The organism is Halolamina sp. CBA1230 (genome assembly GCF_002025255.2).
Lineage (GTDB): Archaea > Halobacteriota > Halobacteria > Halobacteriales > Haloferacaceae > Halolamina.
Genome location: NZ_CP054587.1, coordinates 608,304 through 628,616 on the forward strand (window position 1 = coordinate 608,304; position 20,313 = coordinate 628,616).

Annotated in this window: 22 protein-coding genes; 11 read left to right on the forward strand and 11 right to left on the reverse strand. The window is 69.3% G+C overall.

The window, feature by feature from the left end:
- Positions 1 to 6: 6 nt before the first annotated feature.
- Complete coding sequence (locus B4589_RS18115) at positions 7 to 132, reverse strand: hypothetical protein (RefSeq protein WP_255246116.1); 126 nt, start codon at positions 130 to 132, stop codon at positions 7 to 9.
- 736 nt (positions 133 to 868) lie between these two features.
- Positions 869 to 2,062 (reverse strand): NAD(P)/FAD-dependent oxidoreductase, encoded by a 1,194-nt coding sequence (locus B4589_RS03080; RefSeq protein WP_079232896.1) that lies wholly within the window; start codon positions 2,060 to 2,062, stop codon positions 869 to 871.
- A gap of 127 nt (positions 2,063 to 2,189) precedes the next feature.
- Here B4589_RS03080 and menD point away from each other — a divergent pair, with 127 nt between their 5' ends.
- Both menD and B4589_RS03090 read left to right on the forward strand, forming a co-directional pair.
- Positions 2,190 to 3,989 (forward strand): 2-succinyl-5-enolpyruvyl-6-hydroxy-3-cyclohexene-1-carboxylic-acid synthase, encoded by a 1,800-nt coding sequence (gene menD, locus B4589_RS03085; RefSeq protein WP_079232897.1) that lies wholly within the window; start codon positions 2,190 to 2,192, stop codon positions 3,987 to 3,989.
- Between the two features lie 78 nt (positions 3,990 to 4,067).
- Entirely contained in the window at positions 4,068 to 4,985 is a 918-nt protein-coding gene (locus B4589_RS03090) for a 1,4-dihydroxy-2-naphthoyl-CoA synthase (protein WP_079232898.1), read from the forward strand.
- A gap of 4 nt (positions 4,986 to 4,989) precedes the next feature.
- Here the strand turns inward: B4589_RS03090 and B4589_RS03095 are convergent, their stop codons facing one another.
- Entirely contained in the window at positions 4,990 to 5,505 is a 516-nt protein-coding gene (locus B4589_RS03095; protein ID WP_079232899.1) for an NUDIX hydrolase, read from the reverse strand.
- A 59-nt stretch (positions 5,506 to 5,564) separates the two neighbouring features.
- Positions 5,565 to 6,110, reverse strand: coding sequence for a carboxymuconolactone decarboxylase family protein (locus tag B4589_RS03100; RefSeq protein WP_079232900.1), 546 nt, complete (start codon positions 6,108 to 6,110; stop codon positions 5,565 to 5,567).
- 92 nt (positions 6,111 to 6,202) lie between these two features.
- On the opposite strand from B4589_RS03100, the gene B4589_RS03105 reads away from it, so the two are divergent.
- Both B4589_RS03105 and B4589_RS03110 read left to right on the forward strand, forming a co-directional pair.
- Complete coding sequence (locus B4589_RS03105; RefSeq protein ID WP_079232901.1) at positions 6,203 to 7,138, forward strand: 1,4-dihydroxy-2-naphthoate polyprenyltransferase; 936 nt, start codon at positions 6,203 to 6,205, stop codon at positions 7,136 to 7,138.
- Positions 7,135 to 8,193: a mandelate racemase/muconate lactonizing enzyme family protein gene (locus B4589_RS03110; protein ID WP_079232902.1), complete on the forward strand. Its 1,059-nt coding sequence runs from the start codon at positions 7,135 to 7,137 to the stop codon at positions 8,191 to 8,193. The genes B4589_RS03105 and B4589_RS03110 overlap by 4 nt, the downstream gene beginning before the upstream one ends.
- Before the next feature lie 313 nt (positions 8,194 to 8,506).
- Here the strand turns inward: B4589_RS03110 and B4589_RS03115 are convergent, their stop codons facing one another.
- Positions 8,507 to 9,982 carry a Na+/H+ antiporter NhaC family protein gene (locus tag B4589_RS03115; protein WP_079232903.1) on the reverse strand — a complete coding sequence of 492 codons (1,476 nt, stop codon included), beginning with the start codon at positions 9,980 to 9,982 and terminating at the stop codon, positions 8,507 to 8,509.
- Between the two features lie 234 nt (positions 9,983 to 10,216).
- On the opposite strand from B4589_RS03115, the gene B4589_RS03120 reads away from it, so the two are divergent.
- The 4 genes from B4589_RS03120 to B4589_RS03135 all read left to right on the forward strand — a co-directional run bounded on the left by B4589_RS03120 (position 10,217) and on the right by B4589_RS03135 (position 14,938).
- On the forward strand, positions 10,217 to 11,491 hold the full coding sequence (locus B4589_RS03120; RefSeq protein ID WP_079232904.1) for an O-acetylhomoserine aminocarboxypropyltransferase/cysteine synthase family protein: 1,275 nt from the start codon (positions 10,217 to 10,219) through the stop codon (positions 11,489 to 11,491).
- Positions 11,488 to 12,765 carry a homoserine O-acetyltransferase gene (locus tag B4589_RS03125; protein WP_079232905.1) on the forward strand — a complete coding sequence of 426 codons (1,278 nt, stop codon included), beginning with the start codon at positions 11,488 to 11,490 and terminating at the stop codon, positions 12,763 to 12,765. Before B4589_RS03120 ends, B4589_RS03125 begins: the two co-directional genes overlap by 4 nt.
- A 65-nt stretch (positions 12,766 to 12,830) precedes the next feature.
- Positions 12,831 to 13,427, forward strand: coding sequence for a TetR/AcrR family transcriptional regulator (locus B4589_RS03130; RefSeq protein ID WP_079232906.1), 597 nt, complete (start codon positions 12,831 to 12,833; stop codon positions 13,425 to 13,427).
- Positions 13,424 to 14,938, forward strand: coding sequence for an MATE family efflux transporter (locus tag B4589_RS03135; RefSeq protein WP_079232907.1), 1,515 nt, complete (start codon positions 13,424 to 13,426; stop codon positions 14,936 to 14,938). Before B4589_RS03130 ends, B4589_RS03135 begins: the two co-directional genes overlap by 4 nt.
- Before the next feature lie 641 nt (positions 14,939 to 15,579).
- On the opposite strand, the gene B4589_RS03140 is transcribed toward B4589_RS03135, so the two are convergent.
- Positions 15,580 to 15,825 (reverse strand): TrmB family transcriptional regulator, encoded by a 246-nt coding sequence (locus B4589_RS03140; RefSeq protein ID WP_217920477.1) that lies wholly within the window; start codon positions 15,823 to 15,825, stop codon positions 15,580 to 15,582.
- 130 nt (positions 15,826 to 15,955) lie between these two features.
- Between B4589_RS03140 and B4589_RS03145 the strand changes: the two genes are divergently transcribed.
- Positions 15,956 to 16,498, forward strand: a complete 543-nt coding sequence (locus B4589_RS03145) for a hypothetical protein (RefSeq protein ID WP_143414257.1) — start codon at positions 15,956 to 15,958, stop codon at positions 16,496 to 16,498.
- A 21-nt stretch (positions 16,499 to 16,519) separates the two neighbouring features.
- On the opposite strand, the gene B4589_RS03150 is transcribed toward B4589_RS03145, so the two are convergent.
- The 3 genes from B4589_RS03150 to B4589_RS03160 form a co-directional block, all read right to left on the reverse strand.
- Positions 16,520 to 16,819 (reverse strand): cupin domain-containing protein, encoded by a 300-nt coding sequence (locus tag B4589_RS03150; RefSeq protein ID WP_079232909.1) that lies wholly within the window; start codon positions 16,817 to 16,819, stop codon positions 16,520 to 16,522.
- A 64-nt stretch (positions 16,820 to 16,883) separates the two neighbouring features.
- Positions 16,884 to 18,245, reverse strand: coding sequence for a hypothetical protein (locus tag B4589_RS03155; RefSeq protein WP_079232910.1), 1,362 nt, complete (start codon positions 18,243 to 18,245; stop codon positions 16,884 to 16,886).
- Between the two features lie 78 nt (positions 18,246 to 18,323).
- Positions 18,324 to 18,557: a DUF2249 domain-containing protein gene (locus tag B4589_RS03160; RefSeq protein WP_079232911.1), complete on the reverse strand. Its 234-nt coding sequence runs from the start codon at positions 18,555 to 18,557 to the stop codon at positions 18,324 to 18,326.
- A gap of 326 nt (positions 18,558 to 18,883) precedes the next feature.
- Here B4589_RS03160 and B4589_RS03165 point away from each other — a divergent pair, with 326 nt between their 5' ends.
- Together B4589_RS03165 and B4589_RS03170 are read left to right on the forward strand one after the other, a co-directional pair.
- Complete coding sequence (locus B4589_RS03165) at positions 18,884 to 19,258, forward strand: helix-turn-helix domain-containing protein (protein ID WP_079235148.1); 375 nt, start codon at positions 18,884 to 18,886, stop codon at positions 19,256 to 19,258.
- The gene (locus B4589_RS03170) at positions 19,255 to 19,521 is read left to right on the forward strand and encodes a hypothetical protein (protein ID WP_079232912.1); all 267 of its coding nucleotides are present in this window, start codon (positions 19,255 to 19,257) and stop codon (positions 19,519 to 19,521) included. Before B4589_RS03165 ends, B4589_RS03170 begins: the two co-directional genes overlap by 4 nt.
- 8 nt (positions 19,522 to 19,529) lie before the next feature.
- On the opposite strand, the gene B4589_RS03175 is transcribed toward B4589_RS03170, so the two are convergent.
- Complete coding sequence (locus tag B4589_RS03175) at positions 19,530 to 19,715, reverse strand: hypothetical protein (RefSeq protein WP_079232913.1); 186 nt, start codon at positions 19,713 to 19,715, stop codon at positions 19,530 to 19,532.
- 110 nt (positions 19,716 to 19,825) lie between these two features.
- Complete coding sequence (locus B4589_RS03180) at positions 19,826 to 20,239, reverse strand: dCTP deaminase (protein ID WP_079232914.1); 414 nt, start codon at positions 20,237 to 20,239, stop codon at positions 19,826 to 19,828.
- Between the last annotated feature and the right edge of the window lie 74 nt (positions 20,240 to 20,313).

A 20,313-nucleotide genomic window follows, 5' to 3' on the forward strand; every position in this document is an offset into this window, starting at 1 on the left:
GAACGACTACGATCCGAGCCAGCGGGCGGCCGCACCCGCGAGCAGCACGAGTGCGCCGGCGATGAACGTCCCGGGGATCGGAAGCACGAACACGAACGCACCGAACGCGAGGACGAGTGTGGAAGCTCTCATCGGAGACGGAAGGAGGGGAAGACTGGGGAAATGGCTTGTGGCAGGGTAGGAACCGATTGATGGTGGGTGGTAGTAGGGTTCGTTCTTTTTTTTTTGTCGTGGAGAGGTGGTTAGCGCTCGGTGTTGTCACGGCGAACGTGGTCGAGGACCGCGACAGCAACAACATCTCGAAGCATGACCACTTGCGACCGCAACCGCACCGCACAGCCCTCAGACCCCCCAGCCGACTCGTTCGCTCCCGTCTGTCGCTTACTCGCCCTCCGAGAGAGCGGAGCTCTCTCGTGCCCTCGCTCGTTCCACTCGCGAGGACCTCGCGCCTGCTCGTCCACGGAGGGTCGTGCGGGCGACCCACGTGTCGCCCGCACTGCCAGCGGGACCTTCGGTCCCGCCCTGCTCGCGCTTCGCGCCGACAGCGACGGCGGTGCGGTGGCGGTGGACGCCTCGCGAGCGCCAATCAGGCGCTCGCGGGGGGAGGGGTGGGGGCCGTATGCTGTGCCGGGCCTCGTGCCCGGCACCCTGCAGTCGCAAGTGTCCTACGAACGAGATGCTGTTGCTGTCGCTGTTGCGATCAACCAATCTCACGAGCATAACACCCGCACCATTTGCAAATTTTGGAAAGTTCAGAAATTTCAAACGCCGCGAACTCCCTACCAAGTCGAACGTCGATCGGCGGTACCACCGTCCCAAAATCGCGACTCTCACCGAAAACCGACAGAAAGCGTTGCCGTCTACCCGCTCACATGTCGCTCCAGGCATTCATTCCCCGCCCGAACGAGGAGATCGAGGCGATCCACCGGACTGCGGCGGCCTTCTTCAGGAACTTCGCGGGCGTCCCGCCGAACGTGTCGAACGGCAGTGCCGCGATGTCGTGGGCGACGGCCTCGTCGCCGACCGAGAGCAGCGTCCCCTTGTCCTCGTACGTCCACGCCGAGAGCGGTCGGCCCTGCACGGCGTTGACGAGGTTCTCCCCCGCGACTTCGGCGGCGGTCCACGCCGCGACCGCGGTCGGCGGCGCGACCTCGTCCTCGCCCTGATCGATCAGGGCCGTGTCGCCGATCGCGAACACGCGATCGTCGCTCGTCTGGAAATCCCGATCGGCGAACACCCGGCGGGAGCGGTCGTCCTTGTCGAGGTCGGTGTTCGCCAGCTCCTCCTGGCCGGTGATACCGCCGGTCCAGACGAGCACGTCGTACGGCATCTCCTCCGGGTCCTCGTCCTCGCCGCCGCCGAGGTACACGGTGTCGTCGTCGACCTCCGAGATGAACTCGCCGCACTCGACGTTGACGTCGGCGGCCTCCAGTCGCTCGCGGATCGCCTGCTGGACCGAATCGTCGTTGCCGGGGAACACCTCCTCCAACCCCTCGACGAGGTGGACGTCGATCGGGGCGTCGTGCTCGTCGCGGTACTCCGCGATCTCACCGGCGGCCTGGATCCCCGACAGTCCCGCGCCGCCGACGACCACCTGCGCCGGGTCGGCGACGGAGGCGTCCGCGGCGGCGTCCTTCACGTCCTCGTGGATCTCGCGGGCGTCCGCGAGGCTCTTGAGGGTGAGCGCGTGCTCGCGCAGGCCGTCGATGCCGAAAAAGGCGGTGGCGCTGCCGATCCCCAGGAGGAGGTAGTCGTAGTCGACGGGCTCGCTGTCGTCGAGTTCGACCGTTCGCTCGTCGGTGTCGAGGCCGACGACGCGGTCCTGCACGAACTCCCCCCAGTCGGGCAGCATCGACTCACAGGGGATGGTGATCTTCGACGCCACGCTGGGGTCGCGGATCACGCGGTGGGCCTCGTGCAGCACGAGGTGGTAGTCGTGTTCGTTGATCCAGACGAGTTCGACGTCGTCCTCGAGTCCGGCGTCCGGCACTTCCTGCTTGAGCGAGTCGACGGTGCCGGCGCCCGCGTAGCCGGCCCCGACGACGACGATGCGATCGGTCATGGCCGGAGGTGGCACGGGCTTCGGTAAAGTCGCTACGAAACCGCCACGAGGCGGGCGTTCCCGCCCCCGTCGACAGTGGGCGACCGGGAACGCAGGAACCAACAGCCCCGGCCGCCAGGGTCCGACAATGACCGCACCGAACCGCAACACGCTCTGGGCCCGGGCGATCGTGGACGAGCTCGCCCGGGGTGGCGTCAGCGCAGCCTGCATCTCGCCGGGCTCGCGCTCGACGCCGCTGACGGTCGCGTTCGACGAACACGAGGCGATCCGGACGTTCTCCCACCTCGACGAGCGCTCCGCGGCGTACTTCGCGCTCGGCCGGGCCCGCCGCACCGGCGAGGTGACGCCGCTGGTCTGTACCTCCGGCACCGCCGCCGCGAACTACCACCCCGCGGTGATGGAGGCCGACCAGTCCCGCGTCCCGCTGCTCGCGCTCACGGCCGACCGACCGCCGGAGCTCCGGGACTCCGGCGCGAACCAGACCGCCGATCAGGAGAAGCTGTACGGCGACGCCGTCCGGTGGTACAAGGACCTCCCAGAGCCCGAGGCCGAAGCCAGGAAACTCCGCTCGCTGCGGACCACCGTCGCCCGCGCGCTCGCCGAGGCCGAGGGGACCGACGCCGGCCCCGTCCACCTCAACTGCCCGTTCCGCAAACCCCTCGAACCGACCGAGGTACCCGGCGACGTGCCGGAGGACCTCGACGCGCTGGCCGCCGAGGGACGGGCGAGCGAGGGGAGCAGCGCCGCCGCCCCCGCAGGTGTCGGTGCCGGCGATTCCGCGCCCGCGTTCGTCGAGCGAGCACAAGGGGCGCCGGAGCTCCCCGACGACGAGATCCGGCAGCTCGCGGACGACCTCGGCGTCGAGCGGGGGCTGATCGTCGCCGGCCCCGCGGACCCGACCGAGGTCGACCCCGAGGCCGTCGTCGCGCTCGCGCACGCGACCGGGTTCCCGATCCTCGCGGACCCGCTCTCCGGCCTGCGCTTCGGCGGCCACACCCGCGTCGCGCCCGTGCTCGGCGGCTACGACGCCTACCTCGACGAGTCGGTTACCGGCGACTGGCCCGATCCCCAGGCTGTCCTGCGGATCGGCGCCTCACCCACCTCGAAGCCGCTGCGGAACTACCTCGCCCGGACCGACGCCGAGCAGTTCGTGGTCGACCCTGCCGGGAAGTGGCGCGAGGCGGAGTTCACCGCGACCGACCTCGTCGTCGCCGACCCCTCGCGGCTGGCCGAGGCGCTCTCGCGGATCGTCGCCGGTCCGGACTCCGGGGAGTGGCGTGAGCTGTGGGCCGAAGCCGAGGAGACCCACTGGGACGTTGTCGAAGCGCACGAGGGACTGTTCGAGGGCGGGATCGTCGCCGACGCGGTCGACGCGGCGCCCGAACCGACCACGCTGTTCGTCTCGAACTCGATGCCCGTCCGGGATCTGGATCGCTTCGCGCAGCCGAGCCCTGACGCGGTGACCGCGCTGGGCAACCGCGGCGTCTCGGGGATCGACGGGGTCACCTCAGCGGCGCTGGGCGCCGGCTCCGCGACGACGGACCACCTGACGCTCGTGATCGGCGACCTCGCGTACTACCACGACATGAACGGGCTGCTCGCGGTCGCGCGGTGTGACGTGGACGCGACGATCGTCCTCGTCAACAACGACGGCGGCGGCATCTTCCACATGCTCCCGATCGAGTCGTTCGACCCGCCGTTCACCGAGCAGTTCGAGACCCCTCACGGGATCGATTTCGAGCCGACCAGCGACCTGTACGGCCTCGAGTACGAACGCGTGGACTCCCGCGAGGGGTTCGTCGACGCCTACAGCGAGGCGGTGGCGAGCGACGGGAGCACCGTCGTGGAGGTCGTCACCGACGCTGCCGACTCCCACGACGTCCGCGACCGCCTGCAGGAGGAGGTCGTGGACACACTCTCGCCCTGAGCGCCCCGCAGCCGCAGAGCGTGGGACGCGAACGCCACCGACCGCGGGCTTTTTGCGGGCCGGCGTCGCGGTTCCGACATGGTCTCAGAGCTGTTCGACCCCGACCGCTGGGAGCAGGTCGACGGCGCCGGCGAGTTCGACGACATCACCTACCATCGCGGCGTCGACTTCCCCGCAGTCCGCATCGCGTTCGACCGTCCCGACGTGCGGAACGCGTTCCGCCCCGGCACCGTCGACGAGCTCCACGCGGCGCTCGACCACGCGCGCAAGCAGGCCGACGTCGGCGCCGTCCTCCTGACGGGCAACGGCCCCTCCGAGAAGGACGGCGGCTGGGCGTTCTGTGCCGGCGGCGACCAGTCGGTCCGTGGCGGCTCGGGCTACGAGTACCGCGGCGACGACGAAGCCGCCGAGGACGACTCCGAGGCCGTCAAGCAGGCCAAGGCGGGCCGACTCCACATCCTCGAAATCCAGCGGCTGATCCGGTTCATGCCCAAACCGGTCGTCGCGGTCGTGCCGGGCTGGGCCGTCGGCGGCGGCCACTCGCTGCACGTCGTCTGTGACCTCACGCTCGCGAGCGAGGAGCACGCGAAGTTCCTCCAGACCGACCCCGACGTGGCCTCCTTCGACGGCGGGTTCGGCTCGGCGTATCTCGCGCGCCAGATCGGTCAGAAGAAGGCTCGCGAGGTGTTCTTCCTCGGGAAGACCTACTCCGCCGAAGAGGCCGTCGACATGGGGATGGCCAACGAGGCGGTGCCCCACGAGGAACTGGAGGACACCGCCATCGACTGGGCCGAGACGATGACGAGCAAGAGCCCGACGGCGATGCGGATGCTGAAGTTCGCGTTCAACATGGCCGACGACGGGATGGTGGGCCAGCAGGTGTTCGCCGGCGAGGCGACACGGCTGGCGTACATGACCGACGAGGCGAAGGAGGGCCGGGACGCGTTCCTCGAAGGGAGGGAGCCCGATTTCTCGGGGTACCCCTGGCACTACTGAGAGGTCAGATCTGCGTCGCCCGCACCCGCTCGAACAGCGCTTCCGCGTGATCGCGGGCGAACAGCTCCTCGGGCAGTTCCGCGAACCACGCGGCGTCGGTGATCGTCTCGTCGTCGACGCCCAGATCGGCGCCGACGGTGGTCGTCTCGGGCGTCGCCTCGAAGCCGACGACGGTGAACGACGCCGAGCGATCGCCGTCGGTACAGGTCGCCTCGACCGCGCTGTGTGGCCGTCCCGGTTCGATCGGGACGCCCGCCTCCTCGTCGACCTCGCGTGTCACTGCTTCCGGGAGCGACTCGCCGGGCTTGACCGCGCCGCCGGGAACGACCCACGCCTTGTCGTCCTCGTCGTAGATCAACAGCATCCGCCCTTCGCTGTCCAGCACCGACGCGACCGTGACCCACCCGGTGGTGAACGGCTCCCCGTCGACCAGCTCGTCGAACCGCTCCGGCTCGACCTCGCTGGTGTTGCTCGCCTCGTAGAGGTCGTCGTAGGCGGTCCGCGGGTCGGCCCGGTCCATACCTCGATCTCCCGCTCGCCGCCCGAAACCGTTCCGGATTCCGCGGCTGGCCGTGCGGGCTACGCCCGTGGGTCCCAGCCGGCGAACTCCTCGCCGTCCTCCAGCTCCACGTCGAACGCGTCGAGCACCCCTGCCAGCGAGCTGTAGCCGTTCACGAGCGACGCGACGCCGACGGCCGTCGACTCGTCGTACGCGTCGACGATCGCCTCGTGGAGCGTGTCGTCGACGTCACGATCCAGCACGGCCTCGGCGTAGCGCAGCAACAGCCCATCGTCCCCGTCGAACCCGTCGAAGTCGCCGGCCTCGATCGCGGCCATCTCGGCTTCGGAGACGCCGGCCTCGCGACCGATCCGGACGTGCTGGTGCCACTCGTAGCGGCTCTCGTTTCCGGCCGCGGTGAGCAGGATCACCAGCTCGCGCTCGCGCTCCGAGAGGCCCGTCGACTCCCACAGCGAGGCGAGGAACGCACGCGTGCCCGCCAGCACCTCGGGGTTGTTGCCGAGCGCCGCGTAGACGTTCACCGGCTTGCCCTGTAGCTTCGAGACGACGAGATCGCTGTACTCATCGGGGATATCCTCGGGATCGACGTAAGGTACGCGTGCCATACGTCACCGTTACACGGCCCGGGTATAGCTCTCCCGCCGACCCCTCGCTCGAGAACCCACCCTTCATGCCCCGCCCGCTCCACCGCTCGACAATGAGTACGGAGACCGAGATCTCTCGGCGGCGCGCGTGGGTGATGGCCGCCCGGCCGCAGACGATGCCGGCGGCGATCTCGCCGGTACTCGTCGGCGTCGGCGTCGCCGTCCACGAGGGGCTGTTCGCGCCGCTGCCCGCCGCCGCGGCGCTGCTGGGCGCGATCCTGATCCAGATCGGCACCAACTTCGCGAACGACTACTACGACGCGATCCAGGGCGCCGACACCGAAGACCGAGAAGGGTTCACTCGCGTGACTGCTGGCGGGCTGATCGAACCCGACGCCGTCAAGCGGGCGATGTGGCTCACCTTCGCCGCCGCGATCCTCGTCGGGAGCTACCTCGTCTGGGTCGGCGGCGTGCCGATCCTCGTGATCGGCCTGCTGTCGGTCGCCTCCGGGATCGCCTACACCGGCGGGCCGTACCCGCTGGGCTACCACGGGCTCGGCGACCTGTTCGTGTTCGTCTTCTTCGGCCTCGTCGCCGTCACGGGGACCGTCTACGTGCAGGCCGCCGCGGCCGTCGCCGGCGTCCCGACCACGCTACCGCCCGGGACCGTCCCGTCGCTAGCGCTGCTTTCGAGCCTCCCGATGGCGGGGCTCACAACGAACGTCCTCGTGGTGAACAACGTCCGGGATAAAGAGGAGGACAGCAGGACCGGGAAGCGAACGCTCGCGGTCCGCTTCGGCTACGGCGTCTGCCGAGTCGAGTACGTTGCGATGCTCGCACTCGCCTACGTGGTTCCGGTGTGGCTGTTCCTCGGGGAGTTCGGACCGCCGGTCCTGCTGCCGCTGCTCTCGCTGCCCCTGGCCGGGATCGTGACCCGAACAGTGCTGACCCGAACCGACGGCGAGGCGCTCAACCCCGCGCTGGAGCGAACCGGCCAACTGCTCGCGCTGTACGCGGTGCTGTTCACCGCCGGCCTGATCCTCGGATGAGTCCGACGCTCCGCCCGTTCTCGCTCGATCTGGCACGCCCGCTGGCGACCGCCGACGGAGATATCGACGAGCGTCACGGGCTGCTCGTCGGCGTGGAGCGCTCGACCGACGCCGGGACGGTTCGCGGCGTCGGGGAAGCGACGCCGCTGCCCGGCTGGACCGAGGAGTACGAGGCCTGCGAGGCCGCGCTCCGAGACCCGCCCGAGTCGTGGCAGCGTGTGGACGACCTCGCCGGGGAGCAGCCGCCGACGCCGGCTGCCCGGCACGGCTACCGGCTCGCAGTGCTGGACGCGGAAGCACGAGCGAGCGGGGAGTCCCTCGCGGCGCTGCTTGCCGACCGCGGCGGGTTTTCGGCGCCGAGTTCGTCGGTGCCGGTCAACGCCACAGTCGGCGACGGGAGCGTCGAGGAGACAGTCGCCGCGGCTCGTTCGGCCGTCGCGGAGGGGTTCGACTACCTCAAGCTCAAAGTCGGCGTTCGGTCACTCGAGGCCGACCTCGAACGCGTTTCGGCGGTCCGGGACGCCGTCGACGCCACTGTCCGAGTGGACGCGAACGGCGCGTGGGACCGCGAAACCGCCGCGGAGGCTGTCGACGCGTTCGCCTCGATGGGCGTCGAGTACGTCGAGCAACCGCTGCCCCCCGAAGAGCTCTCGGGACTGGCCGCGCTGCGGGGTCACGGCGTCGGGATCGCGGTCGACGAGTCGATTCGCGTGGCCGGCGTCGACGCGGTGCTCGACGCCGACGCCGCCGACGTGGCGGTGTTGAAGCCCATGGCGCTCGGCGGGCCGGACGCCGCTGTCGACGCCGCGGGGCGGCTGTCCGCGGCCGGCGTCGACCCGGTCGTGACCACGACGATCGACGGCGCCGTCGCTCGCGCGGCTGCGGTCCACGTCGCGGCCGCGGTTCCGGGTGACCGGGCGTGCGGGCTCGCGACCGGCGGGCTGCTCGCGTCGGATCTCGGGGACGATCCGGTCCCGGTCGTCGACGGGCAGATCGCCGTCCCCGACGGGCCGGGGAACGTCGGGACGGCGCTCGACGACCTCGTGTGGGACTGAGCAGTCGCTCCCGGGGATAGCGAACAGGCGACACGATCGCTCGCAGGGCGGTGTGTCGCGCTCCCGCCTCGTTCGCCCTGCGGCCGTTCTCAGCGCACGCAGAGCGTGGTCGCCCTATCGGGGATAAATATCGGGGACGAAAGGGATCAGTCGCCCTCGCCGGCTGACAGCGTGCCTACACCAGAAATCGGAGATTTCTGGTTGGCGAACGAGAGCCGGTGGCTCTCGTTAACGGCGAGACCAGTCGTCCATCGCGGCAGACCGTCGCCGCGATGGTCAGTCGCTCCGCCCGGCTGACCGCGTGCCGGGCGTATCAGTCGTCCGCAACGGCTGCCTCACCCTCAGCATCGACGCCACCGCGCGGTGGGGTCGCATCGAGGCCGACGCCCGCGAGCGTCAGCACCACCAGCACGAGCGGCGAGAGGAACGCGAAGTAGTAGTACTCTGCGTACTCGGTGAGGATGAACAGCGAGGTCCCACCTTCGAGCCCGAACACGCTGACCATGAACACGCCGCCGGCGTGCCACGGGAGGAGCGCGCCGGTCGGGGTCCCCGCTGACTCGACCGCGCGCGAGAGGACGGAGGTGTCGAGCTCGTGCTCGTCGAACAGCTCCCGCAGCGTCATCCCGGGGACGACGATGCTCATGTACTGCTGGGCCGAGAACGCGTTGACGACGAACGCCGACGCCCCCGTCCCGATCACGAGACTGCGCTGGCCCCAGACGAGCGAGGCGAGTCGCGTCGCGAGCGTCGAGAGGATGCCGAGGTGGTCGAGCAGCCCCCCGAGGGAGAGCGCGAGCACGACCACCGATATCGTCCACGCCGAACCCGAGAGCCCGCCGCTGACGAGCAGGTCGTTCACCAGCGTGACGCCCGTCTCCGGCGCGGTCCCGTTGAGGAACACGTCCCAGGCGTCGGTGAACGCGGTGCCCTGTACGAGCACCGTCGTTCCCGCGCCGGCGAACACCCCGGCGACGAGGGAGGCGAGCGCGGGCACGCCCCGCACCGCCAGCGCGAACGTCACGAGCAGCGGGACGAACACGAGCAGGCCGAGGTCGTACGTGCCCGCGAGCGCGCCGCGGATCTCGCCGACCCGACCAGCGGGGATCGCGCCGCCGGCCTGGAGGCCGAGCGCGCCGTAGAGCACGACCGAGAGCCCGAACGCGATCGCGGTCCCGAGCCGCATCGAGAGGATGTGGTCGTACAGTTCGGTGTCCGTCACCGCCGCGGCGAGGTTCGTCGTGTCCGAGAGCGGCGACTGCTTGTCACCGGCGTAGGCGCCCGAGAGCACGGCACCCGCGGTCATCGGGATCGGGATCCCGAGTCCGGAGCCGATCCCCGTGAAGGCGACGCCCAGTGTACCCGCGGTCGTCCACGAGGAGCCGATCGAGAAGGCGACGACCGCCGCGAGCAGCGCCGTCGCCGGCAGGAACGTCTCGGGCGTGAGGAGCCCCAGCCCGTAGTACATCAGCCCCGGGATCGTCCCCGCGGCGATCCACGTCGCGATCAGCGCGTAGATGGTGAACAGGATCAGGATCGCCTGCAGCCCCATCCGGAGGCCGTGCTCGACGCCGTCGGCGAGATCGTCGTAGCCGACGCCGATCCAGTAGCGGCCGACGATCGCCGCGAACACCACGCTCCAGAGCAGCGGCGCGTGAGGCGCCATCCCCAGCAGCCCGGAGCCGAGGCCGAGAAACACCACCACCGCGAGCGTCGGAACGAGCGCCTGTTCCAGCGTCGGCGACACGTTCAGTGAGCTATCCGCCGTCGAACCATTCCCAGAGCTCATTTTCGTGGTTGGAGGAATTACCTTCGAGAATAAATGGCTGTCGAGACGGGAGAAGTTAGGTCAGTGGTAGCGAACAACAAAGGAGAGTCGGGGCCGCTCGCAGAAACGATACGCTCCGGTAGTCCTGCGGGCAGTTTTTCGAGATTTACCCGCGTAGCGATACCGCCGAGCAGCCGCTGCGCCGCGTCGGAAAACTACCGTGCATTTTTGTCTTTCGAGGTATGCACTACGCACATGACCCGCGGGTTCCGGAGCCGGAGTCTCCACGGCGGCTACGAGCCGAGCGCCGAGGGAGGGTCGTTCGCGCCGCCGATCCACCAGACGACGTCGTACCGCTTGGGCAGCGCCGACCGCGCCGCCGACCTCTACGCGCTGGAGGACGAGGGCGACATCTACAGCCGCATCTCGAACCCGACCGTCCGCACGCTCGAACGCCGGCTGGCGTCGCTCTCGGGCGGCGTCGGCGCGGTCGCGACCAACGCCGGGATGGCTGCCGTCGACACGCTGACCACGGTGCTCGCGAAGGCGGGGGAGAACGTCGTCACGGCGGGCGATCTCTACGGCGGGACGACCGCGTACTTCGCCCACACCGCCAGCCGGCGGGGGATCGAGATCCGAACCGTCGACACGCTGGACTACGACGCCTACGCCGACGCCATCGACGACGACACCGCGTACGTCCACGTCGAGACGATGGCCAACCCCTCGCTGGTGACGCCAGATTTCGAACGGCTTGCAGACATCGCCCACGAGCACGCGACGCCGCTCGTCGTGGACAACACGTTCGCCTCGCCCGCGCTCTGTCGGCCGCTCGACCACGGCGCCGACGTGATCTGGGAGTCGACGACCAAGTGGATCCACGGCTCGGGCACCACCGTCGGCGGCGTGCTCGTCGACGGGGGGACGTTCCCGTGGGACCACCCCGAGGCCGACTACGACGAACTCTCGGGGGAGAACCCCGCCTTCGGCGTCGACTTCGCGGAGCGGTTCGGCGAGGAGGCGCTGACCCACGCGCTCCGCCACCGAGGGATCCGCCCGCTGGGCGCCCAGCAGACTCCCTTCGACGCGTGGGCTACGCTCCAAGGGCTGGAGACGCTCGACCTGCGGATGGACCGCCACAGCGAGAACGCCCGGATCGTCGCCGAACACCTCCAGGACCACCCCGAGGTCGCGTGGGTGACGTATCCAGGGCTGGACGACCACCCGACCCACGACAACGCCGCGCGCTACCTCGACGGGTTCGGCGGCATGATCGCGTTCGGGCTGGAGGCGGGGTTCACCGGCGGGAAGCAGTTCTGTGAGGAGGTGGAGCTGGCGAGCTTCGTCGCCAACGTCGGCGACGCGAGAACGCTGGTGATCCACCCCGCGAGCACGACCCACGCGCAGTTGAGCGAGGAGGAACAGCGCGCTGCGGGCGTCTCGCCCGACCTGCTCCGGTTCTCTGTCGGACTGGAGGAGCCCGAGGACATCGTCGACGACATCGACGCCGCTATCGAGCGATCGACATGACCGGAACGAACGGCGCGACGCCGACACACGCCGCGGACACGCGCTCCGTCGGCGCCTTCGAGTTCGAACGCGGCGGCTCGGTACCCGACCTCGAACTGGCGTACGAAACCTACGGCGAGTACGATCCCGACGGCGGCCCGAACGGCGAGGGGAACGCGGTGCTGGTCTGCCACGCGCTCACCGGGAGCCAGCACGTCGCGAGCGCGCCGGACGGCGACGGGGGCGACACCCCGGAGACGGCCGGGCAGGCCCGTGCCTGGTGGGACGACGTGGTCGGTCCCGAGCAGGCCATCGACACCACGGAGTTCTTCGTCGTCTGTGTCAACGTTCCCGGCTCCTGTTACGGCTCGACGGGGCCGGCGAGCGCCCACCCCGACGGCGGCGTCTGGGGGAGTTCGTTCCCGGCGGTCACCGTCGCGGACTGGACCCGCGCCCAGCGTCGCCTGCTCGACGAGATCGGCGTCGACCGCCTCCACGCCGTCGTCGGCGGCAGCGTCGGCGGGATGAACGTCCTCGACTGGGTACGGCAGTTCCCCGCGGACCTCGACCGGGCGATCCCCGTGGCGGCCGCCCCCCAACTCGACGCACAACTGCTCGGGCTCAACGCCGTCGCGCGGCGGGCGATCCGCGGCGACCCGGCGTGGCACGAGGGGGAGTACGCCGCCGAGGGGACCCACCCCGACCGGGGGCTCGCGCTGGCCCGCCAGCTCGGCCACCTCAGCTACCTCTCGAAGGCGTCGATGGACCGCAAGTTCGACCGTGGCGAGAGCGAGCACGACGTCGAGTCGCCGTTTCCCGCGGATCCGGCCGCGGAGTCGTTCCCCGAGCGCGAGGTGGAGACGTACCTCGACCACCAAGCGACGACGTTCGTCGATCGCTTCGACGCCAACAGCTACCTCTACCTGACCCGCGCGATGGACGAGTTCGACCTTTCGTCCGGATACGACTCCGACGCCGACGCGCTCTCGGGGTTCGACGGCGAGACGCTGGTGCTCTCCTTCACAGGTGACTGGCATTTCCCCGCCGAGGCCGGCGGCACGCTCGCGGACGCGTTCGCGGCGACGGACACGCCCGTCACCCACCACGTCGTCGACTCCGACCACGGCCACGACGCGTTCCTCGTCGAACCGGAGCGTGTCGGGCCGCCGATCCGAGATTTCCTCGCGGCGGGCGTCGACGGCGACGCCGTCGAACACACGGACTGTGCGGACGCGGACACCGCGAGCCAGCGCCCACCGACGCCCGGAACGCCCTGCTCGGGGTTCATGGGTTGACGAGGAGTTGCCCGAACCAGAGCGTTTTTGGCTGACCCGACAGTTTGACTAACTAGTCAGTCAGTATGAGTACGGAGGAGTCGACGAACGACATCACCAAGGGAACGTACCGCGCGCTCTGTAAGCACGGGTACGCCGAGGTGACGATGGAGGATATCGCCGCGGAGACGGACAGGAGCAAGTCCGCGCTACATTACCACTACGACAGCAAGCACGATCTGCTGCTCTCTTTCTTCGACGATCTGCTCGAGAGCTTCACCGAGCGGCTCGACACCGTCGAGGGTGAGACGGCGTACGATCGCCTGCTGAACCTGATCGACACGGTGCTGTACCCGCCGGACGACGACGCCCCCGACCGGGGGTTCCAGACGGCGGTGCTCGAGTTGAAGGCACAGGGCCCCTACGACGAGGCGTTCCGGCGACACCTCAAGCAGCACGACCGGACGCTGCGTGACCACGTCGAGGAACATCTCTCGGCCGGCGTCGAGAGCGGCGAGTTCCGGACGGACCTCGACGTCGAGGCGTCGGCGGATTTCCTCGTGACCGTGTTCAACGGCGCCCAGACCCGGAGCGTCGCGGTCGGTCGGCCGATCGAGGAGACCCGGGAGACGCTGCGGACCCACATCGAGTCGACCATCGTCGCCGACGGGGGTGGCGAGTGAGCCTCCGCGGGAAGCTCGCGGGGGCGCGCAAGCTCTTCCACCGCGCGTTCAACCAGGAGGAGCTGGATCTGACGGAGGGCGGCATCGGGAAGCCGCTGTTCGTGCTCGCGATCCCGATCGTGATCACGAACCTGTTCCAGACCGCCTACAACCTCGCGGACACGTTCTGGGTCGGCCGATACAGCACGGAGGCGCTGGCCGCGATCAGCTTCGCGTTCCCGATGGTGTTCCTGCTGATCTCGCTGGGGCTGGGCCTCTCCGTCGCGGGCAGCGTGCTGATCGCCCAGAACATCGGCGCCGGCGACGAGCGACAGGCCGACTACGCCGCCTCACAGACGGTCTCCTTCGCGGTCGTCGCCTCGATCATCCTCGGCGTGCTCGGCTACTTCGCGGTCGACACGCTCGTCGAGATCTACGGCGCCTCGCCCGACGTGAAGCCGCTGGCGGTCAACTACATGGAGGTGATCTCGCTGGGGCTGGTGTTCATGTTCGGCTTCATCATGTTCATCTCCCTGATGCGCGGGGCCGGCGACACGGTGACGCCGATGATCGTGATGGGGATCTCGGTGATCGTCAACATCGTGCTGGACCCCTTCTTCATCTTCGGGTTCCAGGAGAACCCCCTGTTCGCGATGATCGGGATGCCCGGCCTGCAGGAGCAGCTGTTCGCGATGACGGGGTACACGGGCGACGGCCTGCGCGGCGCCGCCATCGCGACCATTTTCTCCCGGGCGCTGGCGTTCGTGATCGGCCTGGGGATCATGTTCCGCGGGAACCAGGGCGTCCAGATCCGGCTGGGCGATATGGCGCCGGATCTCGACTTCGCGAAGCGAATCCTCGAGATCGGCGTGCCCGCGTCCGTCGAGGGTGTGGGACGGGCGGTCTCGATCAACCTCCTGCTGATCGTCGTCGGGCTGTTCGCGACGCCTGTCGTCTCGGCGTACGGGATCGGCACCAGGGTGCTCTCGGTGGTGTTCATGCCCGCGATCGCGATGGCCCGCGGCGTGGAGACGATGAGCGGGCAGAACATCGGCGCGGACAAGCCCGACCGCGCGGCCGCGACCGCCGCGTTCGCGTCGAAAGCCTCGTTCCTGATCCTCTCGGCGGTGGGCGTGATCGCGTTCGTCTGGGCGGAGCCGATCGTCTCGATCTTCGTCGGCGCGGACCAGCCCGACGCCCCGCGCGTGATCGAGGTGGGCGCGCAGTTCATGCGCTTCGTCGCCCCCACGTTCGGCTTCATGGGGATCATGCGCGCCTACAACGGGAGCTTCCGCGGTGCCGGGAAGACGACGACCGCGGCGATCATCTCGGTCGGGACGCTGATGGTGTTCCGCCTGCCGGTCGCGTGGGTCGGGTCGCAGACGTTCGCGCTCGGCCCGGACGGGCTCTGGCTCTCCTTCGCCGTCTCGAACGTGTTCGGCGCGACGGTCGCGTACCTCTGGTACCAGCGCGGGACGTGGCGGGGCGTCGATCTGGATCGGACGCCGGGACCGGCGCCCAGTGACGATTGATTCGGACGTCGTTTTTCCATTGGTTTTCGGGAGGTGTCGAATCTTCAGTCGATGGGTTCTGCGGCGTTGACGGTAGTCGTGTCAGTGACTGCTTCGACGGCAACAGCATCTCGATCGTAGACCACTTGCGACCGCAACCGCCCCGCACAGCCCTCACACCTCCCCAACCGATTCGCTCTCTCACTGCGTTCGTTCGCTCGTCCTCCGAGGGAGCGAAGCTCCCTCGTGCCCTCGCTCGTTTCACTCGCGAGGACCTCGCGCTGTCGTACGGGCGACCCACGCGTCGCCCGTACGGCCTGCGGGACCTCCGGTCCCGCTCTGGTCGCGCCCCGGAGGGCGCTTCCGTTTCGCGCCGACGGCCACGGCAGTGCGGTGGCGGTGGATGCGAGGGCTCGCCACCGGTCGGCGAGCCCGTGGGGAGGATGAGGGGAAGACTATCGCGGTGCTGGGCGGTCACAAGTGGTCATGCTTCGAGACGCTGTTGCGGTTCCAGCCGTCGACGGTCGAAACGCTGTCGCGATTGCTGTTCCAGTTGTCGACGCACGAAATTGGGTCACTGAACATGACTGAACAAAACTCAACGGTCTCTACGCGCAGCTACCAACCACACGATCCCACGTCCACTAACACAGAGAAACGACTTACCGAGCGATCCGGCACTGATCGCCGGTACGCTCGACGTACCCGGCCGACTGGAGCGACCGCAGCGTCGGCAGCAGTTCGATCAGCTTCAGATCCAGCGCCTCGGCGATCCCGCCGACGGTCGTCTCGACGACCGACGAGAGGTAGACGTACACGAGCTTCCCCGCCGTCGAGTCGACGTCCGCGGGCGGTTCTGTGCTGAGCTCTGTCGCTGCGTCAGTTCGACCGGGCTGCATCTGCGTCATTACCTACGCCGATGAGTTCGACATCCGTAAAGGTTGGTTACAACGATCGTCGAAGAACGGGCGAACGCACACGCCCCATCCGCAGATGTTCGGGACGACGCGTAGGGAGAGCGAGCGCGTACGGTCGCCCATGGCCGGCCTCTCACCCTTCGGCGGCAGCGACGACGCGACGTTCGACGACGACGGCGAGTTCCTCCCCGAGCACCTCCCGGAGCCCGGCCCGTTCCTCGCGGATTACGACGTGCTCGCCGACGAGGAGCATGTCGCCGTCCACGAGACGGCCGAGGACCTGTTCGAGGAGCGCGGCGTGTACGACATGACGTTCGGCTACAACCTCGCGCGCCTCAATTTCGACACGCGGCACCCCGACGCCGGGTTCCGCTACGCCGAGGAGCCCGACGACGCGGTCCTGCGCGCGGAGTTCACACCGACGACGGCGTTCTGCCCGCAAACCCAGACCCTCACTGTCGGCGCGTTCCGGGCGTGGAACGGCCTCACCGACCGTCACGAGTACGATCTCGTCCGCGTCCGTGCGGCGTCGATGCATCAGGAGAGCGCCGCCGTCAACGAACAGCTACAGTCGCTGGAGGCGGAGTTCCGCGAGACCGGATCGGTCCCGGACGAGCGCGACGACGAGCCAGCCGCGACAGGGTCGCCTGACGCGCCGTTCTGAGCGCCCGCGCGGCGACTCCGACTACTCCGCCGGCGCGAACACCACCAGCGCCGTGCTCGCCTCGACCGCCTGCGGCGAGATCTCGCGCTCGCCGCTGAACCGAGCCACGTCGCCGGGGGCCAGTTCGTACGTCTCGCCGTCGAGCGAGAGGTCCAGTCGGCCGTCGAGGAGGTGGAGAACGACGTTCGCCCCGGGGTGAGTGTGCGGCGGCACCTCGTCGCCGGCGTCGAGTTCGAGCCGCACGGCTCGGGGCTCACGCTGCGTGAACACCTCGGCGTGGGGTGTCTCCGTCAGGTCGTCGATCGCAGTGATCTCTGGCATCGACGGAACTCCGTCCGGACCGGGCCTGAGCGTTCGGCCGAAGACGTTCGCCCGGTCGCCGCGATCAGTCGTTCTCGACCGACGCCGATGCGCCCTCGGACTCGACGACCGCCCACCGACCGAACAGCACCGCGAGCAGCGACTGCGGTGCGTGCTTGCGGACGACGCCGACGATATTCGCGACGAACAGGAGCGTCCCGGTAAGAACGGCGACGCCGCCGACCGCCGAGACCGTCGACGGGAGATCGAGCAGGTCGCCGGCGACGAACAGCCCGCTCCCGAGCAGGAGACACCAGAAGTCCGCGACGGCGAGTCGATCGTCGTACAGGTCGTCGACCATCGGCACCGGTTCGTACCCCAGTCGGTCGCTGTAGCGGTGGACCCAGACGACGAATGGGACGACGTGGTAGACGGTTCCGAAAACGACGAACCCAACCACGCCCAGCAGGAGCAGGTGACCCGTCTCGGGCGCGCCCAGCAGCGCGGGCCGCGCGAGCGGACTCGTGACCCACGCGGGCAGCGCGAGGCCAGCCCACAGCGCCGTCGCCGCGGCGACGACGGCGTACCGCGAGAGCATCGGCGTCCGGTCGACCTGAGTCTCCCAGAGCCGGCGCGCGAGCACGACCGAAAACGCAAGCAGCGCGAGCGCGACCAGCACGCCGCCGAGTCGCGCGGCGAGGGGCGACCCGGCGAGTCGACTGCCGGCGAGCAGGACCACCCCGGTCGGGTAGCCCACTTCCTCGAACCGTCCGAGCGGGCGGTCGATCCCGTGGAGCTCGGTCTGGGTGAACATCGTCGCCAACTGGTAGAGCGCGCCCAACACGGTCGTGAGCACGGCGCCGAACACCGCCAGCGTCGCGTGGGCGCCGACGACAGCGGGCCGCGTCACGGGAGAGGTAGCGAGCAGCGAGTGGGTGAAGTCGACCGCCAGCACCAACCCCAGCAGCGTCGCGACGGCGAAAAAGGCGAGCGCCAGCGCGAAGTGGCGCTCGGTGGTGTCGAACGGCCGCGCCCGGGCCAGCGTCCGGCCGACGTTGTAGAGGAACACCCAGAACCCCAGCAGCAGCACGGCGCCGAAGACGGGCAGCAGTGCGAGCCGTGCGGCGAGCAGGCTTGCGGCGAAGCCGAGGAGTCCGCCCGCGAGCAGGGGGAGTTGGAGGCTCGCGAGCCGCGTGGAGTGGAGGTCGACACCCGACCAGACGGGGACGAACTGGGTCATCGCGCCGGCGATGGTGAGGCAGACCCACCCCACGAGCAGCAGGTGGGCGTGGGCGAGCGAGAGCAGCCCCAGCCGAACGTCGACGACGGCGCCGAGCCCCGCGACCGCGCCGAGCGGGAGGAACGCGCTCGCGACGAGGAAGTGTCGCAGCGGCACCGTCATCGGCGGCTGGCGGTCTGGGTCGACGTCGCCCGGGATCGCGCTCATGGGTGAGAGAAGGGAGCCCAGCCGCCTCCCGGTGGCTCCGAACACGTTCGGGGCCGACCGCGCGGCGGCGACAGCGGTCTACTGCTTCGGGAACCGCGCCACGTACTCCTCGGGGCCGCGCTGTTCGACCGCGTAGTTGTCGGCGTCGAACGCCTCGACCTCGGCCTGCATCTCGTAGAACAGCGGTTTGGGCTCGTGGTCGTTGACGATCACCAGTTCGTCGCCGCCCTCCAGCGCGTCGAAGGCGTCGTGGATCTTCGGGTGGCGGTCAGACGGCGGGATCTCGCGGACGTCGAGTCTGGTTTCGGCCATCGACTCCCCGTTGGAGGACCGACCACCAGAAGGCTCTCCCGAACGTGTTCGGCTCCCGACGGCGGATCGGATCGGCCGAACGTGTTCGGCAGCAGCGACTGGTGGGAGAGGCCAGTACGGTCACGTATCGATGCCATGTCGCAGCGACACGTCCACCGCGAACGATCCGGGATCAGTCGTCGACGCTCGCGGCCGATCGACAGCGGGGTCGGTCGGGAACCGTCGGACGGCGGTCCCGAAGTGACCGCCGATGGTGGGGGAATCGGGGGGTCGGGGCGATGACCGGACACCTGCACGAGACGAGCGATCTCGTCGATCGGAGGACGATGAACTCTGAACCGATCGCCGTCGAGGCGCCGGGGCTCCAGGACGTGCTCGACGCGCTGGACGACCCGGACTGTCGGGCGATCCTCGAACGGCTGGACAGCCCGATGGCCGCGAAGGAGCTCTCGGAGGCATGTGACATCCCGCAGTCGACGACCTACCGGAAGCTGGACCTGCTCAGCGAGGCGTCGCTGATCGAGGAGCGCACGGAGATCCGCGAGGACGGCCGCCACACGGCGCGGTACGTCGCGGATTTCGACGAGATCGAGATCTCCCGTGCCGACGACGGCGCGCTCGACCTCTCGATCAGCCGCGAGGAGTCCTCGCCCGACGAGCGTCTCTCGGCGCTCTGGTCGGAGGTGCGCACGGAGACATGAACGCCGCCGTCGTCGCGCTCAAAACGCTCACGCTGCTGCTCGGCGGCTCGATCACGCTGTACGCCGTCCGCGCCTCCCGTCGCAACGGATCGGCCGCGCTGCGGGCGCTCGCGGTCGGGTTCGGCGCGATCACGGCCGGCGCGCTGCTGGCGGGGATCGTCGACCAGCTCCTGCCGGTGAACCACGACCTCGCGCTCGTCGTCGAGAGCGCGTTCACGACGCTGGGGTTCGGGGTGATCCTCTACTCGCTGTACGTGGAGTAGCAGGTCGCTTAGCCGTCGTCCGTGGCGACGTACGTTTTCACGATCCAGTAGACGACGGCGATGGAAGCGCCGAGGAACAGCGGCGACTCGACTGGAAGGGCTTGCGCCAGGAGCACGACGCTCAGCAGTATCGCCGCCCAGAGCCCGAGCGTCGAGAGGAGTGTGCTCGCGGCGGGGAGGGCATCCGACACCATACGTTCCCTTCGGGAGCCGCCTATATACTGGTTCTGGCGCCGATCGTGCCGTCGAGGCCGCTCGGCCGGTCTCGCGCGAGACGACTGACTGCTGACTCGTGCTGCCCGACCTATCGAGGGAGGAGCGTCGAGACGCGCGCGTTCTCCTTGAGGTACAGCCCTGCGCCGCCGACGGTCAGCGGAACGCGGGGGAGCTCCGAGACGCGAAGCGTCGGGTGTGATCCGCCGCGCTCGAGGATCTCGGTCCGGGGCTGGAGAACCGCCTCGCCGGAGAGCGACTCGTTGTACTCGAGCAGGTACGTCCCCGGATCGAGCTGCCACCACTGGTAGTCGTCCTCCTCGTTCCGCCAGACTCGCTCGTGGGGCTCGGTCTCGGCGGGTTCGAGTTCGCCACCCCCGAAGTCGACTCGGCCGGGCTCGCTGATCTCGTGGACCTCCGCGACGGTGAGATCGAGCCCACCGTCGTCACGTACCTGGGTCGGTTCGTGAACGATCCCCTCGACCGCGTCGACGAGGTCGCTCATGTGTCGAGGTAGTGGCTCCGACCTCAAAAACGTCGACGTCGGGAGGTGACGCTAGTGGGGGCGAACGCCGACGA